The following is an 18,418-nucleotide window of genomic DNA, read 5'->3' on the forward strand; positions in this document are numbered from 1 at the left end:
GTGGAATAATTCCAAGTAAATCAGCACATAACGCTAGTCTATTGAAGTATTACGTGCGAATTTTGCACGGGACACAATACTTCAGCTTTATCTCTTCTATTCTACCGTCATTTCAATCAGGTTTCATGGTGATGAACAAGGGATGACGAACGGCGTTTTCCCCTTGTGCCAAGAATGTTGCGGCGCGTAGAATGCTCGGGCAGTGGCGGATGGTGCGCTGCAGCAGTTGCTGGTTGGATTGTCTATTATTCTGCAGGTTTACGAAGCGCTGACTGTGTCTCAGCCTCAGGGTCTGTGATTCAGGACGGCGTCCCTTGTCGTACAGGAGACAGCATTGAGCAATCACGATTCCGCCGCATCGCAATTCGGCGTGCATCAACAACAGATCAAAGACAATATTCAGGCTGGACTTGCCCTTTTGTCGGATAACCAGCGCCAGATGTTCCAGCAATTTCTAGGTGGATTGCAAAAGCAGCTGGGTGAACACGATACAAACGGCGCATTTCAGCAATTCCTGGGTGGCCTGACCTCCAATGCCAGGCAGGTGATGGATCTGCAAGCCCAGGCTTACAAGCAACAGATGGAGCTCTGGGCGGGATTTCTTGGGGTACCCAAGCTTGAGCCTCTGGCCGCACCCGAAAAAGGTGATCGGCGCTTTAATGCGCCCGAATGGAGCGAATATCCCTATTTCGATTACCTCAAGCAATACTATCTGCTGAGTTCCAAATGGCTGATCGATCTGGTCGATCAAACGCCGATGGATGATGCCAGCCGCGAAAAGGTGTCCTGGTACACGCGTCAGTACATCGATGCGATGTCGCCCGCCAACTTCGCGATGACCAATCCGGAAGTGATCAAGCTGGCCATTGATACCAAGGGCGAGAGTATTGTCGAGGGCATGAAAAACCTGATGGGCGATATGGACAAAGGTCATATCTCCATGACCGACGAGTCGCTCTTCGAGGTGGGCCGGAACATGGCCGTCACACCGGGGACAGTGGTCTTTCAGACCCCGTTATTCCAGCTGCTGCAATATACGCCGACAACCGAGCAAGTCTACGAACGGCCGCTTCTTTTTGTTCCGCCATGCGTGAACAAGTATTACCTGATGGATTTGCAGCCCGACAATTCGATGGTCCGCCATTTTGTGTCGCAGGGCTATACCGTGTTCCTGGTGTCCTGGCGCAATATCGGGCCCGATCAGGGCAAGCTGACATGGGATGATTATGTCGAAAGCGGCGTGATCAAGGCCATGGAGACGGTGCGCGACATCAGCAAGCAGGACAAGATCAATGTGCTGGGCTTCTGCATTGGCGGCCTCATCCTGACCACAACACTGGCCGTCATGAAGGCAAGGGGACTCGACTGGGTCGAGAGCGCTACCTTCATGACCTCACTGATAGATCATTCCGAGCCGGGTGATCTGAAGTTCTTCGTTGATCCGGCACTGGTGGCCGAGCGCGAGGCGCGGATGGAAGAGGGCGGTGTAGTCGATGGACGCGAGCTGGCTCGTGCCTTTGCCATGCTGCGTGCCAATGATCTGATCTGGAATTACGTGGTGAACAACTACCTCAAGGGTAAAACGCCACCGCCGTTCGACTTGCTGTACTGGAACAATGATTCCACCAATCTGCCGATGCCGATGCATACTTTCTTCCTGCGGCATTTCTATATGGAAAACGAGCTGGTTCAGCCGGGCAAGCTGGTGGTGTGCGGCGTACCTGTTGATGTGTCGACGATTACGGTACCCGTGTACATCTTCGCCGCACGTGAAGATCATATCGTGCCGTGGAAATCGGCATTTTCGGGCGTTCCGCTGCTGGGCTCTGCGGACAAACGCTTTGTACTGGGTGCATCCGGACACATTGCGGGTTCGATCAATCCGGTCAAGGCCAATAAGCGCAATTACTGGGTCAACAGTCTGACTTCGCGCGATGCAGATGCGTGGCTGGAGTCCGCCGAGTCGCGTCCGGGTAGCTGGTGGCAGGATTGGGATCACTGGCTGATTCCACGTTCCGGCAAGCAAGTGGCTGCGCCCAAAACACCGGGTAACCGCAAGCACAAGGCCATCGAAGCGGCACCCGGCAGTTATGTAAAGGAAGTAGTCGACCTGTAAGGGACGACTCCTCCAGACCAACAGTTCAACCCCGATAAGTTAAACCAATAACCGGGCCATACCCCAGTGTGGCCCGATCATCCCAAGTCAGGAGACTCTCAACATGTCCGACGTCGTTATCGTAGCCGCACAGCGTACTGCCATTGGTTCCTTCGGCGGCAGTCTCGCCAAAGTGTCTGCACCGGATCTAGGTGCCGTGGTGATCAAGTCGCTGCTGGAAAAGACTGGCGTGGCAGCAGACCAGATTAGCGAAGTGATTCTGGGCAATGTGCTAACTGCCGGTCTGGGTCAGAATCCGGCACGTCAGGCACTGATCAAGGCCGGTATCCCGGTTCATGTACCGGCACTCACGATCAATCAGGTGTGCGGTTCCGGCCTCAAGGCCACCCATCTGGCGGTACAGGCTATTCTGGCGGGCGATGCCGATATCGTGATCGCAGGCGGTCAGGAAAACATGTCGCTGTCCCCGCACCTGCTGATGAATTCCCGAGACGGCATCCGCATGGGTAACGGCGCGCTGGTCGATAGCATGGTGTATGACGGTCTGACCGATGTATACAACCAGTATCACATGGGCGTGACCGCCGAAAACATCGCTGCCAAGTATGGCATCAGCCGTCAGGAGCAGGACGAGCTGGCGCTGGCTTCGCAGAACAAGGCTGAAGCCGCGCAAAAGGCAGGCAAGTTTGCCGATGAAATCGTGCCGGTGGTGATTCCGCAGAAGAAGGGCGATCCTATCTCCTTCGCCAACGACGAGTTCATCAAGATGGGCGCCACCATGGATGGCCTCGCCAAACTGCGCGCAGCCTTTAATAAAGAAGGCACAGTGACGGCTGGCAATGCATCCGGTATCAACGATGGTGCCGCTGCTGTGATGCTGATGAGCGCAGACAAGGCCAAGGCGCTGGGTCTGAAGCCGCTGGCACGTATCGCTGGCTATGCCTCCGCTGGTGTCGAGCCAAGCATCATGGGCATGGGTCCGGTGCCGGCAACCCAACGTGCACTGGCTCGCGCAGGCTGGACACTGGATCAGGTTGACCTGATCGAAGCCAATGAAGCCTTCGCTGCGCAGGCGCTGGGTGTGGCCCGTGAACTGAAGTGGGACTGGAACAAGGTCAACGTCAATGGTGGTGCCATTGCGCTGGGTCACCCGATTGGTGCGTCCGGTTGCCGTGTGCTGGTCACCCTGCTGCATGAACTGGCTCGCCGCGATGCCAAGCGTGGTCTGGCTACGCTGTGTATCGGTGGTGGCATGGGTGTGGCACTGGCGGTTGAGCGCGTCTAATTGCCTGTCACATGGTGCAAAGCCCGGTCAATTGGCCGGGCCTTTTCGTATCTGCCGGTAAACCGCGTATAATGCAAAGCATCAGACTGACAGGATTATCACCATGGCGTTGCTGTTCAAAGATATCAAATACGTGTCCGATCACACTCGCTTCATGAACGAGTTTCTGGCGAAAAATCCGGATGTTGCACAAGGTCAGGTCGAAGGCCGTGCCATTCTGTGGGACAAGGAAGTCGATCGCGAATTCAATAAGGCGGCAGATGCTGTCCGCGTGAATCAAAAGCCCTACGCTTACCAGCCGGACTAAGCACGCTGGTGTAGGTATCGGTTTAAACCGATGCAGTTATGAAAAATGCCCGTCAAACGACGGGCATTTTTGTTTGTGTTCGGCGATTTCAATCAGCCGATCTTTTCCAGTCCACCCATATATGGACGCAGTGCTTCCGGAACGGTGATGGTGCCATCGGCGTTCTGGTAGTTTTCCAGTACGGCCACAAGCGTACGACCCACCGCCAGGCCGGAGCCATTCAGCGTGTGCACCAGCTCGTTCTTGCCTTCGGCATTCTTGAAGCGAGTCTGCATGCGACGCGCCTGGAAGCCTTCGCAATTGGAGCAGCTGGAAATTTCGCGATAGGTATTCTGTGCAGGCAGCCACACTTCCAGATCGTATGTCTTGGCAGCGGTAAAGCCCATGTCACCGGTGCACAGCGTCATCACGCGGTAGGGCAGATCCAGCTTCTGCAGAATCGCTTCGGCATGCCCCACCATTTCTTCCAGTGCGGCATAGCTATGTTCCGGCTGCACGATCTGAACCATTTCCACCTTGTCGAATTGATGCTGGCGGATCATGCCACGTGTGTCGCGGCCATAGCTGCCTGCTTCGGAGCGGAAGCATGGCGAGTGGGCGGTCAGCTTGATCGGCAGATCGCTTTCCTTCAGTACGCTGTCGCGTACGGTGTTGGTCAGCGTGATTTCCGAGGTGGAAATCAGGTACTGGGTGGTGGCGTTGTCATCGCCGCCTTTTTCTACGCGGAACATATCCTCGCCGAACTTGGGCAGCTGGCCGGTGCCAAACAGTACTTCCGGATTGACGATATAAGGCGTGTAGCACTCGGTGTAACCATGCTCGCCGGTTTGCGTGTTCAGCATGAACTGGGCGAGGGCACGATGCAGGCGGGCAATCTGACCTCGCAGCAGCGTAAAGCGTGCACCCGAGAGCTTGGCGCCAGTTTCGAAGTCGAGGCCATGCGGCTCACCCAGATCGACGTGATCCTTCACTTCAAAGTCGAAAGTACGCGGGGTACCCCAGCGGCGCACTTCCACATTGCCGGTTTCATCACGGCCTTCGGGCACATTTTCGTTTGGCAGATTCGGGATGCGCAGCAGGACGTCGTTCAGCTTGTCCTGCAATGCGGCCAGGGCTTGTTCGTTGGCGGCAAGTTCTGACTTGAGGTTTTCCACCTCGGCCATAATCGGGGCAACATCTTCACCCTTGGCTTTGGCCTGACCAATGGCTTTGGAAGTGGAGTTGCGACGAGCTTGCAGCTCCTGTGTATGGGTCTGCAAGGTTTTGCGTTCTTGTTCGAGCGAGGCGATCAGGGCAGTGTCGAGCACAAAGCCGCGCGTCGCGAGTCGCTTGGCAACACCTTCGAGGTCGTTGCGGAGAATCTGGATATCAAGCATGCCGAGCTTTCGGATGGTAAGTTGTTATGTACGTCAGCGTACTGTCAGCCGATCATTTTAGCGGTCTGCGCGGGATGGCTCAATCTTTACCGGCTTTGGCGTCCAGATCTCGCAAAAACGCCAGCTTTTCTGCAATTTTGGCTTCGAGTCCGCGAGGGACTGGCTGATACCATCCCGGTTCGGCCATATTGTCGGGGAGATAGGTTTCACCCGCTGCATAGGCATGCGGTTCATCATGTGCATAACGATATGCGTGCCCATAGCCCAGCTCTTTCATCAGCTTCGTCGGCGCATTGCGCAGATGCACCGGCACCTCGCGGCTTTTGTCCTGCTTCACGAAGGCGCGTGCCTGATTGTAGGCGGTGTAACCCGCGTTGCTTTTGGCCGCAACGGCCAGATAAATCACTGCCTGCCCTAGCGCCAATTCACCCTCGGGGCTGCCGAGCCGTTCATAGGTGTTGGCTGCATCATTGGCAATCTGCATGGCGCGCGGATCGGCCAAGCCAATATCCTCCCAGGCCATGCGCACGATACGGCGCGCGAGATAGCGCGGATCAGCGCCACCATCCAGCATGCGACAGAGCCAATACAGTGCCGCATCGGGGTTTGAGCCGCGTACCGACTTGTGCAGCGCCGAGATCTGGTCGTAAAAATTGTCGCCGCCCTTGTCGAACCGGCGGCTGTTCAGCGTCAGGGCATTCTCGACAAAGGTTGAGTCAATCCGGTTGGTACTGGCCGCCTGAGCAGCGGTCTGGCATTGCGACAACAAGTTCAGAAAGCGACGCGCATCACCATCGGCATAGCCAATCAGGGTGGCCAGCGCAGCTTCTTCAAACTGGAGCTCGCCGAGTGCAGCAGCCTGTGCGCGCCCAAACAGCTGTCGAAGTTCTTCATCGCTGAGCGACTTGAGTACATACACCTGCGCGCGCGACAGCAAGGCCGCATTGACTTCAAATGACGGATTCTCGGTGGTCGCCCCGATAAAGGTCACCAGTCCGCTTTCGGCGTACGGTAGCAGGGCATCTTGCTGGCTTTTGTTGAACCGATGAATCTCATCGACAAACAAAATCGTATGCTTGCCCATCGAGAGATGCTGTTCGGCTTCCTCCATTGCCGCACGAATGTCCTTCACGCCGGAAAACACGGCCGAGAGGGCAATGAATGCGCAATCGAAGGCACTCGCAGTCAGACGCGCCAGCGTCGTTTTACCCACGCCGGGTGGCCCCCACAGGATCATCGAATGCGGTTTGCCGGATTTGAATGCAAGATTCAGTGGTTTGCCACTGCCAAGGAGATGCGACTGTCCGACAACTTCCTCAAGTGTGCGGGGGCGCAGCAATTCGGCTAATGGGGCATCCGGTTGGCGAGAAAACAGATCGGTCATGACGTTATGGCTCAGTCGCCATTCACAATATCCACGCCCTTGGGTGGGGTGAACGTGAATCGCTCCGGTGCAATTTTGACGCCGACCGTTACCTTGGCAAAGCGAATCACCGTGCGCTGACCGAAATTGTCCTGTAACTCCATGGCGGCGATACGATTGTCCTTCAATCCAATCCGAATCTGCTCGAAGGCGCTCTCGCCATTTGCCGCCTTGCGCTTGGGTTTGGCCTGTACCCATTGCAGGCCATCCTGATCAGCCTGCTCGGTCAGGTCGTAACGTGCCTGCAGGTCATTACTGCCTGCGAGTAATGCAGCCGGACTCGAACCCAGCGCATTGGACTGGCTCTTGGTCGTGACCTGATTCAGATCGGGATCGTAAACCCACAGCTTGCTGCCATCACCAATGATGGATTGCTGGTAAGGCTTCACGTATTGCCAGTTGAATTTACCGGGACGCGAGATCGATAGGCTACCGCTGGCCTGTTGCTGCTTGCGGCCTGATTGTTGCGTCACGGTTTGATCAAACTCTGCCGAGAAGGTCTGGGATTGACCGATAAAGGTCTGCAATTGCGACAGACCACCTGCGCAAGCAGTCGCAGACAGTAAAATCGTAATCAAGAGGGGACGCACGTACATGTAACCATTCTCCAAGGCATGAGCGGCAAGTCTATCACGCAGGCCAAAGTGTTGCAGGCAGGCGACGCTTTCAGGTGTGCGGTAAATCCTGCCTATACTTGAGGCAATCCCGATCAATTATCGATGGCAACACATGCCGACCTCTGCCCTGTTTTCCGACGCTGTCCCGCATGCTGACGTACTCAGTGAATGGCAATATGACCGGATTGTGGCGGATATTCATGCAACCGCACTGGATCCTGGCAAGTGGGATAGCCTGTTGCGCCGCTTTGCCGATCGCCTAGGCGCGTCTTCCGCCTTATTCGGCATTCGCGACATACCCAGAAAACAATGGACGACACTCAGTCTGGCGGCAAACGACGATCAGGAATTTGCTAGGATGCGTGCATATGACTGGGAGGTGCTGCGCGGCATGCAGGTTGGCGCATGGGAGGCTTTTCCTGATGCAGAGTCCAAGTCGGGCGCTGCGTTGCTTGCTGCCAGAATTTATGAAGATGCCGGGCATTATGGCGTAATGGCATTTAGATTTGCGGCCAATGGTCTGCAGCTGGCAGAACCTTTGGGTGCGATTCTTGCCCGACTATCACCACATCTCGAACTGGCCTCCCGCATGCTGAGTGAGGTGGCGCGGCTCAAGCTGCAAGCAGCGGTTGCGTGTCTGGCTCTGGATCGTTTGGTCAGACCACTGTGGGTGGTAGAGCCGGATGGCATGATTCACTACTGTAACGATGCTGCACTGCAGCTGGCGGGAAAACATGGCATTTCCATGATGGATTCGCGTCTGGTGCTGACTGTACCCGCATGTCGTGATCAATTTCGCCATCTTTTGCAGCAATCTTCTGGCCCTGATGCCCATAGCGAGGGCATGTCGCTGGGTGAGCAGGAAGGCGCTATCAAGCTGATGTTTTTCCCCTTGCCATCCGACTCCCCATTGTCAGGCAGTCTGCATAAGCGTCTGGTGCTGGTCATGGCAATTGCTCCGGATAGCGGCGAAGCGTTACCACTTGAACTGCTGTCGGCTTTATACGGGCTCTCTCCTGCAGAAACCAGACTCGCCTCTCGCTTACTTGAAGGAGAGACACTGGCGGAAGCTGCCACCTGTCTGGGGATTCGCGTGTCAACAGCGCGGACGCAGCTGAAGTTCATCTTCTGGAAGACAGGCGTACGGCGCCAGTCTGAACTGATCAAGCTGCTTGCCAGTGCGACACCGCTTCGTGCATAGGACGAAACTCACTAAATTGATACACTTTTACAAAACCCTAGAATAATATATTTATTCCATTGTGATAATATATCATTACCTTAGTATTTGATTTTGAAAGTAACCATGGCGAACGGGTCTTTGTTCACGCATGGACTTGGACATTCGCCAGTCTGGATGGTTGCACGCGGACTGGATAAAGGCCCGGTCTGGATGATTCTATCAGCACTGCTATTTTCGCTGGTTGGCGTATTCGTCAAACAGGGCGCGGCCTATTTTTCGACCGCCGAACTGGTGTTCTATCGTTCTGCTGTGAGTCTGGTCGTTGTATTTCTGATGACCCGTATTGCGGGGGTGTCGTTAAGCACATCTGTCGCCCCCGCTCATCTGTGGCGATCTCTTGCGGGAACGGTCGCCATGATGTTGAGCTTTATTGCCGTCACGCAGCTGCCCTTAGCCATGGCAGCGTCACTCAACTATACCTCGCCTCTATTTTTTACCCTGTTCAGCGTGTTCTGGTTTAAGCAGCGCGTGCACCCCGTGGTTTTGGCCTCCATTCTGGTGGGTTTTGCGGGTGTAATGCTGTTACTGAACCCCACGTTTGCAGGTGTCAAATGGCAAGCGGGTCTGGCTGGAGTCGCCTCAGGTGCGCTGGCCGCAATCGCTTATCTTGGCGTCAATCGACTGGGCGAGTTGGGTGAACCAGAACAGCGAACGGTGTTCTATTTCTCACTGGTTGCAACCCTTGCATCTGGCGTGTGGATGGCATGCACACATATCCGCGCCATCCGTGCTCAGGATGTGCTCGTACTGGCCGGACTTGGCATGTGTGCCACGGGTGCGCAGCTTTGTCTGACTCGCGCCTATAGCAAAGGCAAGTCACTCGCGGTAACCTCACTGGCTTATTCCAATATCGTGGTATCGAGTATGCTCGGCATCTGGCTCTGGGGTGACCACCACTCAGCAGTGGAGTTTATGGCCATGGGGCTGATCGTGATGAGTGGGATTGTCGCAAATGTCGGGTTCAGATCCCGGTAAGTCGTGGCGCAAAGGAAAATTCTGTAACTGCCTGTAACCAGGATGCAGAATCGAAACGATCTGACAGGATTGTAGGTGACTTAATGACCGGATGCGCGATAATCACGGTTGAGATTGAAATAGAACAAAGAGTACTACCTTGAAACGGTCTTCGCATTACTTATGTGTGGCAGCAGCGGTATGGATGCTCGCCCTATCGACCAGCGCGAGTGCGCATGGCGAACGCCCCGAATTCACCGGGCCACCAGGCCATGGGGACGAGCTGCGTGCTGGCTTCGGGCAGGCATTTGACGCGCGAGTGGTGTACGAAGTCATGCGGTATCGGACAGAGTTACGTCTGACGCCACAGCAGGAAACGCTCGCACGGGATGCAGAAGATGCGTGGGCGATTTTTCGCAATCGTCATATCCAGACACGTACCAAAATGCAGGCAGACCTCACTGCAGAACGTGCCAAGGAAGTGATGGATTTTGAGAGTCTGTTGCGCGGTGTAGATGCCACGCGCATTGAAGTACAAAAAGCGTACGAACAATCACGTGATCGCTGGCTGGCCTTTTACAGAAGCCTGAGTCCTGATCAAAAAGCGACGTTGAGCAAGCTGGTGCGATCACGGCTCGCACAGATTGACGCTATGCGCGAACGTGCCATAAATCGGGTTCCTGCAGGTGAAGCACGTCCCTGAGATGCATGTGTCAGCCAGCATCTAGAAACAAAAACAGCCCGAACCAGTCGGGCTGTTTTTTTGCCGAACATGATCGAGATTAGTCGACCAGTGCGCGAGCCTCGGCAACCTGATTACGGTAGGCCTCGAAAATAGCGCGCAGTGCATCCCGCATTTCGGTCGTCGGCGCCCAGCCCAGATCGGTACAGGTGTTCTCGATCTTCGGTACGCGGTTTTGCACGTCCTGATAGCCCTTGCCATAGTAAGCGTCGGAAGTGGTTTCCAGCACTTGTACCTTGGCTGCATTTTCCGAGTATTCCGGATATTCGCGAGCCAGTTCCAGCATCATGCTGGACAGTTCACGCACCGAGTAGTTGTTGCTCGGGTTGCCGATATTGTAGATCTGGCGAGTCGCCTTGCCGTCTGCATTGTCGATAATGCGAACCAGTGCATCGATACCATCGTCAATGTAGGTAAAGGCACGCTTCTGGTTGCCACCGTCCACCAGCTTGATGTTTTCACCGCGCACGATATGACCCAGGAACTGGGTGATCACACGGCTGGAGCCTTCCTTCGGTGTGTGGATGCTGTCCAGACCTGCACCGATCCAGTTGAACGGACGGAACAGGGTGTAATCCAGACCTTCCTGCATGCCGTAGGCGTGGATGACGCGATCCATCAGCTGCTTGGCACAGGCGTAAATCCAGCGCGGCTTGTTGATCGGACCGTAGATCAGTGGCGACGCATCCGGATCGAAGGCTTCGTCGGTACACATGCCGTACACTTCGGAAGTCGACGGGAAAATCACGCGCTTCTTGTACTTCACGCAGTGGCGGATGATCGGCAGATTGGCTTCGAAATCCAGCTCGAACACGCGCAGCGGCTGCTGAACGTAGGTGGCCGGCGTTGCAATCGCAACCAAGGGCAGCACAACGTCGCACTTGCGGACATGGTACTCGATCCATTCCTTGTTGATGGTGATGTCACCTTCAAAGAAATGGAAGCGCGGATGGTCGATGAACTCGGCGATCTTGTCGCTGAGCATGTCCATGCCGTAGATTTCCCAGTCGGTCGTGGCCAGGATGCGCTTGCTGAGGTGATGGCCGATAAAGCCGTTCACACCAAGAATAAGGACTTTCTTCATGAGTCTGGATTCCGTATTAATGTGCGTAGTCTACCGCAACTCGGGCTTAAGGGGCAGTCAGCGCCTGTCAATTTGCCTCGAGGAGGGGGAGGGCGCATGCAGTATCGCCGAAGATCGTGACGAAAGATGTTGCTGTCAGCACCTGTCCGTCCACTTCTGCTCGCAGTAATTCTAGGCAGCTGCCATCGGCCATGCTGGCAAAAATCCTGCCGTCGATCGCATGCAGGTGGCCTGCTGCCAGATGTGTTTCGGTACGGACAATGCTACGCCAGATGATGAGGCGGTGTCCGCTGATATCCGCAAATGCACCGGGATAGGGTTCGCTGACTGCGCGCACCAGATTGTGCAAGGCTTGCGCAGACTGCTGCCAGTTAATCCGGCCGTCTTCTGCTTTGCGCCCGCTGAAGTAGCTGCCCTCAGCCAGATTCTGCGGCTTGAGGTCTGCAGTTCCCTGTTTGAGTGCGGGCAGGCTGCGATGCAATACCAGCTCCGCTGCCACAGTCACCTTTTCGAAAACTTCGCGTGCGGTGTCGTTTGGCAGAATCGGTACGGACATCTGATCCACGATGCGCCCGGCATCCGGCTTGGCCAGCATTTCGTGCAGGGTAGCGCCGGATTCTGTTTCTCCACGAATAATGGCCCAGTTCACCGGTACGCGACCGCGATACTTAGGCAGCATGGAGCCATGCATATTGAAGGCTCCCATCGGGGCCAGCTCGAGCAGTGCAGGGGACAGCATCTTGCGGTAGTAGAAGCTGAAAATCAGGTCTGGCTTGAGTGCGGCCAGCTGCGCAACGAACGCATCGGTATTTGGGTCGTCCGGTGTGACGACCGGAATGCCGTGTTCGCGAGCCAGACTGGCTACATTGCCAAACCAGACGTTCTCGTTCGGATCATCTTCGTGGGTGACAACGAGCGCAATATCCACACCGCCCGCAATCAGGACGGACAAGCAGCGATAGCCGACATTGTGGTAGGCAAAAACGACCGCGCGGCTCATTTTTGATCCTGTTCGTCGCGATGTTGCTCAAGCACGGCTGCCACCAGATAGCGCGGACGCTGGCGCACTTCCTGGTAAATCCGTCCGACGTATTCACCCAGCAGCCCGATACCGAACAGCGCGAGGCCGATCAGCAGGAATGCAATCGCAAACAGGGTAAACATCCCCTCGGCTTCAGGCCCCAGAATGATGCGGCGGCCAACCATGTACACCACCAGCACCGCCGACAGACCCGCAATCATCATCCCGACAAAACTGAAAAGTTGCAGTGGCATGACCGAGAAACCGGTCATCAGATCAAAATTCAGGCGAATCAGGCTATAGAGCGAATATTTGGATTCGCCCGCTGCACGCTCCTCGTGACCAACGATGACCTCAGTCGGATTTCGCGAGAAGGAATAAGCCAGTGCCGGAATGAAGGTATGCGTTTCCTTGCACTGATTGATTGTATCGATGATGCGACGATCATAGGCACGCAGCATGCAGCCCTGGTCGGTCATCTTGATATTGGTGATTTTCTCGCGCAGGCCATTCATGGCGCGGCTGGCAACGTGGCGCCAGGCGCTGTCATTGCGCTTGCGACGGATCGAGCCCACGTAATCGTGACCCTTGTCCATTTCTGCGAGCAGCACACCAATATCTTCGGGCGGATTTTGCAAATCGGCATCCAGCGTGACCACACGTTCGCCATGGGCGTAGCTGAAGCCAGCCAGAATGGCGCGATGCTGGCCAAAATTGCCATTGAGCAGAACGACGCGGGTGACGTCCGGACGACGTTCGTACTGATCTGACAGCAGGGCGGCGGAACGATCGCGGCTACCGTCGTTGATAAACACAATTTCATAGGTGCGACCCAGCTTGTCCAGCGCCGGGTAAAGGCGGTCGAACAGCATCTGCAGGCCATCTTCCTCGTTGTAGACGGGAATGATGATGGACACGTGGGGGGCTTTGGACACGATCAAGCTCTCCGAATTCAGCATTAAATCAGGTTAGGGCGCAGTACGGCATCGACGGCTTCGCATACGCGATCTACATCATCATCGTGCATACCCGGGAACAGCGGCAAGGTAATCGTCTGCTGACCGACAGCCTGCGAGATCGGGAAATCGCCCGCGCTATGCCCCAGGTGCTTGAATACGCCAAAGGTATGCATGGCCGGATAGTGAACACCCACCGCGATTTCACGCGCATGCATGGCCTCGATAAACCCTTTGCGGTCGATTTTCATGCGATCCAGCGGCAGCAAAGGCTGGAACATATGCCAGTTGCTTTGCTCGAAATCGGCAATGGGCAGCTCCAGTCCCAGATCCTTGGGAATCAGATTGAAATAGCGCTTTGCCAGCTCGGTGCGGCGAGCATTGAATTCCTTGAGGCGCGGCAGTTGTCCAAGACCGATACGTGCGGCGATATCGGTCAGATTCGCCTTGAAGCCGGAAATGTCACAGCTTTGCTCGCCACCCGGATGACGAACCACCCCCTGCAGACGCCACAGCTCGAAAGCCTTGGCCTCATCTTCATTGTTCAGAACCAGTGCGCCGCCTTCACCCGTGGTGATGTTCTTGTTGGCATGGAAACTGACCGAGCACAGATCGCCAAAACTACCGACAATGCGACCTTTCCAGTTTGCACCCATCGACTGGGCAGCATCTTCAATCACGCGCAGATTGTTGCGCTTGGCAATGTCGTACAGGCGATCGCGATCGACCGGCAAACCCGCCAGATCAACCGGCATGATGGCCTTGGTGCGCGGGGTGATGGCGGCTTCGACTTTGTCCAGATCAATATTGCGGGTGGCACGGTCGATATCGACAAAGACCGGCACCGCATCCATATGCAGTACGGAGTTGGCTGTGGCCACCCAGCTCATGGGGGTGGTGATCACTTCCTCACCCGCCTCTACGCCTGCGAGTTTGAGGGCAATTTCCAGACCGGCTGTGGCAGATGCGCAGCTGCGCACCGGACGGCCAAAGTATTCGCTCAGAGCGGCTTCGAATGCACGCATATTGGGGCCGCTGGTCAGCCAGCCCGACCGCAGTACTTCGGCAACCCCTTCGATAGTGGCATCATCAATCGAAGGGCGGGTAAACGGTAAATAGCTCATGTGGGCTCTCAATGATTGCGTACCGCGATGCGGCGTTCATCTTCGTAAATCGGCGACAGCGTCAAGCCATCCTTGCGCAGCACTACGGCATCGTCGCGCGACATGATGGCAATCGCAGGTTCGGCTGCTTGCCAGCGTGTCTTGAATGCATCCATCGTTAATGCGGCTTTGTCGGATTCCTGCTTCATGCCGAATTCAAATTCGTCAGCAAAGTCGACAAAGCGCATCGTCCGTTTCAGATAGAACGGGACGGTCTGATCGTAGTATCGAACGGCAAAAACAGGCAGGGTTCCGGCAGGATCAGTTTGCGCAATGGCCGCAGACATCTGCTTGCCGGATTGTAAACGGTTGAAGGCATTGTGCCCAAGCATGGCGAGCTGGCCGCCCAGCAGCATGGCCAGTGACATCACAATCACGGCGTGATCCGCCAGATGTCGATGTGCAAGCCAGACTGATAGTGCCCCGAGTACAACCAGACACCCACCAGCAATCAACACCCATTGACTAAACGCAAGGTAGACGGCTTGAGGCGTCGACTCGTCTCCTTTGCCAGGCAGGACGAACATCGACACACAAATAAGCGTGGCACCGAATAGAATGGGCGTTAATGCATGCCAGCGAAGTCCGTGTGCACGGGACTGAGTAATGGCTTGTGCTGCAAGCATCGCCAGTGCCGGGAAAATCGGCAAAATATAGGAAGGTAGTTTCGAGCCGGATTTACTGAAGAAGGCGAAGATGAAGACCGCCCAGATCAGTAGCATGCGCTCGGCAGAGAAGCCGCCAAAGTTTGATTTCATGCCGCGCCACAGGGCTTGAGGCAGCAGGCTGATCCACGGCATGAATCCGACAAACAGAATCGGGAAGAAGTACCACCAGGCGCCTTCGCGACGATGTTCGGTTGTCGCCCAGCGCTCGAAGTGTTCATGAATGAAGAAGAAGTGTGCAAATTCCGGGTTCGCGCGTGACACCAGAATGAACCATGGGGCGGCAACCAGCGCCAATACCGCTAATCCTCTCAGTAATTCGAGCCGCGTCCACAGGCGCCAGTCGCGTTGGATCAGCGTATACAGCACCAGCACAGCACCAGGCAGCACAATGCCGATCAACCCCTTGGACAGCATGGCCAGACCCATTGCTGCCCATGAGAGCAGCATCCAGCCTCGGCGTTGACTGTCTGGTGTGGTATCGGCTTGCGATAACAGCATGCCGCACAGACACACCGTCATCCAGCATGAAACACCCATGTCCAATGTATTGAAGTGGCCATTGCCAATCCACCAGAAGCTTCCGGCCAGTATGGCGCCTGCTAGCCAGCCACTGCGTTCCCCCCACAGGCGTGCGGCGGTGAAGGCTGTCATGATCAGGCCGATGAAGCCACAGAGTGCAGGCCAGAAACGGGCTGTCCACTCGTGTTCGCCGAACGCGTTGAAGGCGATGGCGGTCGCCCAGTATTGCAGGGCTGGCTTTTCGAAATACTTGATCGCGTTCAGTCGCGGCGTCGTGAAGTCGCCGGATACCGCCATTTCGCGGGCGATTTCGGCGTAGCGGCCTTCATCCGGGTGGATCAGCGCGCGATATTGCAGGGTGCCAAACCACAGCAACAGCAATGCCAGAGGCAATAGCCAGCGAATGGGGTGGGCGATCTGGAAGCGATTGGCGTTTGCATGTTTCATGGGGGCGGCACTTTAGCGGAAAGTGACCCGCCTTGCGAGTCTCGCGCACGGGATCGCACAGGATGGGTCAGTCATTCGATTTTCCGGATCGTAGCAGGATTAAGACTGCGCCGCTGCCACCCGAGTGATGCGGGGCTTCGCAAAATGCCAAAACTTCGGGCTTTTGCATCAGCCAGTTGTGGAGTTTGAGCTTGAGTACGGGTTGACCGGATGACGATCCGAATCCTTTGCCGTGAACAATACGGACGCATTTGATACGGCGTGCACTCATGTCCTGAATGAAGGCGACAACCGCGCTACGAGCGGCATCTGTATTCAATCCATGCAGATCCAGATTGGCGCCGGGTATCCACTGACCTTTGCGCAGTTTCTTGAGCGTATCCAGACGCTGCCCCGGACGTGCGAACATCATGTCGGGAGCGTCTTCGGGGCTGGCCCAAGGCCACATATCACTGACGTCATCCCCATGCAGCATCTCCTCCATGATGCTGTGACGCCGGCGGGTATCTGGCGGCAGGGGAGGATGCGCAACGCGCGGCGCGTGCTTAAGCGGTTTAACGTCCTGCGTGGCCTTTTTCCATGCGGACTGATCGCACACGACTGGCGTCGGCTTGATGATGTCGGCCGCGCGTACTTTTAAAGTCGCTTTCAATGCCTGCAGGGATTGTTTATGTGTGTCTTTCACGCGATTGCCGGGGGGAGGTTGGGTTGATTCGTCAGTTTTTGGTGTTTAGCAATTTCAAATGTAAATAAATTTTGTCAAAATCCGCATTTTTGTGTCTGATTTTTTCAGGTTCGAGTGATCCATGTATTTTAACCGACCCAGCGAACTTTCCCGCCTGTCACCGTGGTTTTATCTGCTGGTGTTTCTGCTGTTTGCAGTGCCGGGCATGATCGGACGCGAGCCTTGGAAGCCGGATGAGGCCTACACCCTTGGTTTGGTCAAACACATGGTCGATACCGGCGACTGGGTGGTGCCGACCCTCGCGGGCGAACCTTTTATGGAGAAACCGCCGATTTTCTTCATGCTGGCGGCGGCTTTTGCCAAGTGCTTAGGTTCCAGCGCGCTGTCGCTCGTTGACGCTGCCAGATTCGCTAGTCTCGTCTCGCTGGCGCTCGCCGCATGGGGATGCGCGCGCGTAGCGCGGCAAGTGGGGGCCAGTAGCGAGATTGCCGTGATCGGCATGTTGCTGGCGGGCGGCTTGATCATTAATGCGCATTTACTCATTACCGACCTCGCCTTGCTGGCGGGGACGAGTCTGGCATTGGCCGGCCTGACTGATCGCCAGTTTCGTAAGCGAAGCGCGGCCTTGCTGGGCGTAGGCGCGGGTATTGCGTTCCTGTCGAAAGGCTTGCTAGGCCCCGGTGTGCTGGCCATCACCGTACTGTGTCTGATCGCGCTTGATCCTGACTGGCGCAGTCGCAGGGCGGTCAATTATCTGATGCTGGCGGCCTTGTTTGGCGCGCCGCTGTTCATCATCTGGCCCTGTGCACTCTGGCTGCGTTCGCCTGAGTTGTTTCATCAATGGTTCTGGGTAAATAATTTTGGCCGCTTTACCGGGGCGCAGCACCTTGGCCCCAAGCCCGAGAAGGGCGGGTATTGGGCGATTCTTGCCTGGGCGGCTTTGCCCGCGTGGCCGTTAGCCTTGATTGCAGCCATACGCGGCCGAATCTGGGCGAATGCAGAAGTGCGTCCAGTCTGGCTGTATCTGATCGTGACATTTGCGGTGCTGTCCGTCGCGGCGGATGGCCGGATGCTGTACGCCACTCCGATGTTCCTGCCGATTGCTGTGCTGGCGGGATTGAATCCCGTGACGCCAGGAAAGCGAACGGGTGCGTGGGTGATGCTGGCGGTGCTTCTGCTGCTGAATGGGCTGCTCTGGTATTCCGTCTTGCACCTGCATGGTGCAATTGCCACTGAAGTGAAAGGGCCGTTTGAACGCATGGTCGTGACGATGCGCCCTGCTGATCATCCAGTTTGGCAGACTTGGCGAGCTGTCAGTGCGGGTGTGGTGAGCATCGGCTTGATTGTCTGGTTCGCGCGCGATCGCTCACTCGGACGATTGGCATTCATGCGTGCCTGGCTGGCAGGTATGGTGGGCATCTGGATGAGTTTCGCGATGCTTTTATTGCCATGGCTGGCTGTCGGCAATGACTACAAGGGCATGATGCTGGACGTGGGGCGGGTACTTCGTGAGGCGCACGCCACCTGTCTGGCATCCGAGCGCATTGGCGAACCGCAGCGCGCATTGCTCGATTACTACATTGGCGTGTTGCCTCAGCGTCTTGAAGTGGGACGAGGTCAGTCATGCGACTGGCGGATCATTCAGTACGAAACGCCTGATCGGGGCAAGGATGTATTACCCGGATTTGATCGCATCTGGACGGGAAGCCGCGTGGGTGATCAGAAGGAATGGTTTGTGCTGTGGCGCAGGCAGGCTTTAAACGCTCCGGTAAGCCCGAAATAACAATATTGACTATGAAAAAACGCCTGCAT

General features: G+C 56.0%; 16 protein-coding genes. 7 read left to right on the top strand and 9 right to left on the bottom strand.

Annotated features, from left to right (window positions below; translation table 11 throughout):
• The first annotated feature begins 334 nt into the window (after window positions 1-334).
• From phaC to KSF73_08695, 3 genes are all read left to right on the top strand, one after another.
• Window positions 335-2,116, top strand: a complete 1,782-nt coding sequence (phaC, locus tag KSF73_08685) for a class I poly(R)-hydroxyalkanoic acid synthase (protein MBV1775791.1) — start codon at window positions 335-337, stop codon at window positions 2,114-2,116.
• A 103-nt stretch (window positions 2,117-2,219) separates the two neighbouring features.
• Window positions 2,220-3,401, top strand: coding sequence for an acetyl-CoA C-acetyltransferase (locus KSF73_08690; GenBank protein ID MBV1775792.1), 1,182 nt, complete (start codon window positions 2,220-2,222; stop codon window positions 3,399-3,401).
• Between the two features lie 103 nt (window positions 3,402-3,504).
• Entirely contained in the window at window positions 3,505-3,708 is a 204-nt protein-coding gene (locus KSF73_08695) for a DUF3460 family protein (GenBank protein ID MBV1775793.1), read from the top strand.
• 92 nt (window positions 3,709-3,800) lie between these two features.
• On the opposite strand, the gene serS is transcribed toward KSF73_08695, so the two are convergent.
• The 3 genes from serS to lolA form a co-directional block, all read right to left on the bottom strand.
• On the bottom strand, window positions 3,801-5,084 hold the full coding sequence (gene serS, locus KSF73_08700) for a serine--tRNA ligase (protein MBV1775794.1): 1,284 nt from the start codon (window positions 5,082-5,084) through the stop codon (window positions 3,801-3,803).
• Between the two features lie 79 nt (window positions 5,085-5,163).
• Complete coding sequence (locus KSF73_08705; GenBank protein ID MBV1775795.1) at window positions 5,164-6,468, bottom strand: replication-associated recombination protein A; 1,305 nt, start codon at window positions 6,466-6,468, stop codon at window positions 5,164-5,166.
• Between the two features lie 11 nt (window positions 6,469-6,479).
• Entirely contained in the window at window positions 6,480-7,103 is a 624-nt protein-coding gene (lolA, locus tag KSF73_08710; protein MBV1775796.1) for an outer membrane lipoprotein chaperone LolA, read from the bottom strand.
• 133 nt (window positions 7,104-7,236) lie between these two features.
• Here lolA and KSF73_08715 point away from each other — a divergent pair, with 133 nt between their 5' ends.
• The 3 genes from KSF73_08715 (at window position 7,237) to KSF73_08725 (ending at window position 10,024) form a co-directional block, all read left to right on the top strand.
• Complete coding sequence (locus KSF73_08715; GenBank protein MBV1775797.1) at window positions 7,237-8,325, top strand: helix-turn-helix transcriptional regulator; 1,089 nt, start codon at window positions 7,237-7,239, stop codon at window positions 8,323-8,325.
• A gap of 105 nt (window positions 8,326-8,430) precedes the next feature.
• Entirely contained in the window at window positions 8,431-9,342 is a 912-nt protein-coding gene (locus KSF73_08720; protein ID MBV1775798.1) for a DMT family transporter, read from the top strand.
• A gap of 139 nt (window positions 9,343-9,481) precedes the next feature.
• Window positions 9,482-10,024: a hypothetical protein gene (locus KSF73_08725; GenBank protein MBV1775799.1), complete on the top strand. Its 543-nt coding sequence runs from the start codon at window positions 9,482-9,484 to the stop codon at window positions 10,022-10,024.
• 79 nt (window positions 10,025-10,103) lie between these two features.
• Here KSF73_08725 and KSF73_08730 read toward each other — a convergent pair whose 3' ends face one another.
• The 6 genes from KSF73_08730 to KSF73_08755 form a co-directional block, all read right to left on the bottom strand.
• Window positions 10,104-11,147 (bottom strand): bifunctional UDP-4-keto-pentose/UDP-xylose synthase, encoded by a 1,044-nt coding sequence (locus KSF73_08730; protein ID MBV1775800.1) that lies wholly within the window; start codon window positions 11,145-11,147, stop codon window positions 10,104-10,106.
• 67 nt (window positions 11,148-11,214) lie between these two features.
• Complete coding sequence (locus KSF73_08735; protein MBV1775801.1) at window positions 11,215-12,147, bottom strand: formyltransferase; 933 nt, start codon at window positions 12,145-12,147, stop codon at window positions 11,215-11,217.
• Window positions 12,144-13,127, bottom strand: a complete 984-nt coding sequence (locus KSF73_08740) for a glycosyltransferase (GenBank protein ID MBV1775802.1) — start codon at window positions 13,125-13,127, stop codon at window positions 12,144-12,146. Before KSF73_08740 ends, KSF73_08735 begins: the two co-directional genes overlap by 4 nt.
• Window positions 13,127-14,248 (bottom strand): DegT/DnrJ/EryC1/StrS aminotransferase family protein, encoded by a 1,122-nt coding sequence (locus KSF73_08745; protein ID MBV1775803.1) that lies wholly within the window; start codon window positions 14,246-14,248, stop codon window positions 13,127-13,129. The genes KSF73_08740 and KSF73_08745 overlap by 1 nt, the downstream gene beginning before the upstream one ends.
• An 8-nt stretch (window positions 14,249-14,256) precedes the next feature.
• On the bottom strand, window positions 14,257-15,921 hold the full coding sequence (locus tag KSF73_08750) for a glycosyltransferase family 39 protein (protein MBV1775804.1): 1,665 nt from the start codon (window positions 15,919-15,921) through the stop codon (window positions 14,257-14,259).
• A 67-nt stretch (window positions 15,922-15,988) separates the two neighbouring features.
• Complete coding sequence (locus tag KSF73_08755) at window positions 15,989-16,606, bottom strand: Smr/MutS family protein (protein ID MBV1775805.1); 618 nt, start codon at window positions 16,604-16,606, stop codon at window positions 15,989-15,991.
• Between the two features lie 121 nt (window positions 16,607-16,727).
• Here KSF73_08755 and KSF73_08760 point away from each other — a divergent pair, with 121 nt between their 5' ends.
• Window positions 16,728-18,389, top strand: a complete 1,662-nt coding sequence (locus tag KSF73_08760; GenBank protein MBV1775806.1) for a hypothetical protein — start codon at window positions 16,728-16,730, stop codon at window positions 18,387-18,389.
• The last annotated feature ends 29 nt before the right edge of the window (window positions 18,390-18,418 follow it).

This window comes from Burkholderiaceae bacterium DAT-1 (genome assembly GCA_019084025.1).
Lineage (GTDB): Bacteria > Pseudomonadota > Gammaproteobacteria > Burkholderiales > Chitinimonadaceae > DAT-1.

What these genes read in the sequence shown, in the direction of transcription:
- KSF73_08690 (MBV1775792.1), top strand. Translation starts at nt 2,220, where the DNA reads ATGTCCGACGTCGTTATCGTAGCCGCACAGCGTACTGCCATTGGTTCC.
- KSF73_08695 (MBV1775793.1), top strand. Translation starts at nt 3,505, where the DNA reads ATGGCGTTGCTGTTCAAAGATATCAAATACGTGTCCGATCACACTCGC.
- serS (MBV1775794.1), bottom strand. Translation starts at nt 5,084, where the DNA reads ATGCTTGATATCCAGATTCTCCGCAACGACCTCGAAGGTGTTGCCAAG.
- KSF73_08705 (MBV1775795.1), bottom strand. Translation starts at nt 6,468, where the DNA reads ATGACCGATCTGTTTTCTCGCCAACCGGATGCCCCATTAGCCGAATTG.
- lolA (MBV1775796.1), bottom strand. Translation starts at nt 7,103, where the DNA reads ATGTACGTGCGTCCCCTCTTGATTACGATTTTACTGTCTGCGACTGCT.
- KSF73_08715 (MBV1775797.1), top strand. Translation starts at nt 7,237, where the DNA reads ATGCCGACCTCTGCCCTGTTTTCCGACGCTGTCCCGCATGCTGACGTA.
- KSF73_08720 (MBV1775798.1), top strand. Translation starts at nt 8,431, where the DNA reads ATGGCGAACGGGTCTTTGTTCACGCATGGACTTGGACATTCGCCAGTC.
- KSF73_08730 (MBV1775800.1), bottom strand. Translation starts at nt 11,147, where the DNA reads ATGAAGAAAGTCCTTATTCTTGGTGTGAACGGCTTTATCGGCCATCAC.
- KSF73_08735 (MBV1775801.1), bottom strand. Translation starts at nt 12,147, where the DNA reads ATGAGCCGCGCGGTCGTTTTTGCCTACCACAATGTCGGCTATCGCTGC.
- KSF73_08740 (MBV1775802.1), bottom strand. Translation starts at nt 13,127, where the DNA reads ATGCTGAATTCGGAGAGCTTGATCGTGTCCAAAGCCCCCCACGTGTCC.
- KSF73_08745 (MBV1775803.1), bottom strand. Translation starts at nt 14,248, where the DNA reads ATGAGCTATTTACCGTTTACCCGCCCTTCGATTGATGATGCCACTATC.
- KSF73_08750 (MBV1775804.1), bottom strand. Translation starts at nt 15,921, where the DNA reads ATGAAACATGCAAACGCCAATCGCTTCCAGATCGCCCACCCCATTCGC.
- KSF73_08760 (MBV1775806.1), top strand. Translation starts at nt 16,728, where the DNA reads ATGTATTTTAACCGACCCAGCGAACTTTCCCGCCTGTCACCGTGGTTT.